This is a genomic window from Burkholderia sp. AW49-1 (genome assembly GCF_053427845.1).
Genome location: NZ_JBSAXF010000068.1, coordinates 1 through 2,161, shown reverse-complemented (window position 1 = coordinate 2,161; position 2,161 = coordinate 1). Strand labels below are relative to the sequence as shown.

Annotated in this window: 1 protein-coding gene; it reads left to right on the top strand. The window is 71.2% G+C overall.

Translation table 11 applies throughout. The features are described from left to right. Positions 1–2,161, top strand: a 2,161-nt coding sequence (locus ACV22W_RS33390; protein ID WP_448023797.1) for a condensation domain-containing protein, incomplete at both ends; no start/stop codon positions are given.

The following is a 2,161-nucleotide window of genomic DNA, read 5'->3' as shown; positions in this document are numbered from 1 at the left end:
AAATGCACGGCTCGTTGCCTATGCAACTCCGTCGAGCGACGCGCTTGACCCCGTCGCGCTGCGCGCTCACCTCGCCGCCCGCCTGCCGGCTCACATGATTCCCGCGCACGTCGTCGTCCTCGATGCGCTGCCGCTGACCGTCAACGGCAAGCTCGACCGCCGCGCGCTGCCGCGGCCCGAAGCCGTCGTCGACGACACCCACCGCGAGCCGCCCGCCACACCCACCGAGCGCCTGCTGGCCGACATCTGGGCCCGCGTCCTCGGCCGCGAACCGGCCCGCTACGACAGTTTCTTCGCGCTCGGTGGCGACAGCATCAATTCGCTCGAAGTCGTCACCGAGGCCCGCGCGCGCGGCGTGTACGTGTCGCCCCTTCAGTTGCGCGAATGCCCGACGCTCGCCGCGCTCGCCGAAGCGGTCGATCGCGACCCGCTGCCGCCGGTGGCGGCGTCCGCCGCGCCCGCGCCGTTCGCGCTGCTGTCGGACGCCGACCGCGCGCGGCTGCCCGACGGCCTCGAAGACGCGCTGCAGATGTCCCGCCTGCAACTCGGCATGCTGTTTCATCGCGAGCGCGACGGTGGCGCGGTGTTTCACGACGTGTTCCGCTATCGTCTGCGAATTCCCGCGTGGGACGAGGCCGCCTGGCACTGCGCGCTCGCAGCCGTCACACGCGCGCACGCGACGCTGCGCACCGGGTTCGCGCTTGACGGCTTTTCGACGCCGCTGCAGTTGATCCGCCGCGAAGCGGCTGCCGCGCTGCAGGTGTTCGACTGCCGCACGCTGGACGACGCAGCGCAGCGCGTCGCGCTCGACGCGTTCGTCGACGCCGAGCAGCGGCGCGATTTCGACATCGCACATGGCCCGATGCTGCGGCTGTTCATCCATCGCGTCGCCGACGACGCGATCCACGTCACGCTGAGCTTTCATCACGCGATCGTCGACGGCTGGAGCGTCGCGACGCTGATGACGGAGTTGATCGGCCACGCGTGCGGCGGCCCGCGCATCGAGGCCGCCAGCGATGCGCCGGTGCTGGCATTGCACGCGGCCGCCGAGCGCGACGCGCTCGCGGACGATGCGCTGCGCCGCGCGTGGCGCGAACGACTAGCCCGGCAGCCCGCGACGCTGCTCGCCGGCGATGCCGACGCGGGCGGCGACCCGCACGATCCGCACGATCCGAGCCGGATCACCAGCCGCCGCACGGTCGAGCGCGTCGTCCTGCGCGTGTCGCAGCCGTTGTCGACGTCGCTCGCCGCGCAGGCCCGCGCGCTCGGCGTCGAACTGCGCTCGCTGCTGCTCACCGCGCATCTGCGCGCGCTGTCGATGCTGACGGGATCGGACTGCCCGGTGACGGGCTACGTCGTCCACAACCGGCCCGATCACGCGCTCAGCGCACGGGCGACCGGCCTGTTTCTGAACAGCGTGCCGCTCGGTGCACGCCTCGCGCCCGGTTCGTGGGCCGGGTTGATCCGGCAGGTCGCCGCTGCCGAGCGCGAGATCGACTCGCTCAAGCGCCTGCCGCTCGCCGCCATCGCCGACGAAGCCGGCGCGGGCCGCCTGTTCGACGTCGCGTTCAACTACATCCACTTCCACGTCTATCGCGACGCGCTCGATCTGCCCGGCGTCGCGGTCGTCGACTTCGACGCGCACGAGGAAACCGACTTCCCGCTGCTCGTGCAGTTCGCGCGCGACCCGGCCGGCGACGGCTTCGACGTGTCGCTGCATTACGACGTCGCCCGGTTCGGCGCGGCGCAGATCGAACGGCACGTCGCGGTGCTCGACGCAGCGCTGCGCGACATCGCGGCCGATGTCGATGCGCCGTGGCTGTCGATGGCGGTCGTCGGCGTGCGCGACTGGCCGGTGACATCGCGTCCGCCGATCGCGTCGACGCTGCGGCATGCGAACCTGTGCGATGCGTTCGAGCAGATCGCCACGCAATATCCGGATGCGATTGCCGTATCGGGCGACGCCGGCTCGCTGACCTATGCCGAACTCGATGCACGCGCCAATGCACTCGCGTGGACGCTGCGCGATCTCGGCGCGGGCCCCGAGCTGCGCATCGGTCTCGCATCCGGGCGCGACATTCATTTCGCGATCGGCATGCTCGCCATTCTCAAGACCGGCGCCGCTTATGTGCCGCTCGACTCCGCCTATCCCGACGAGCGT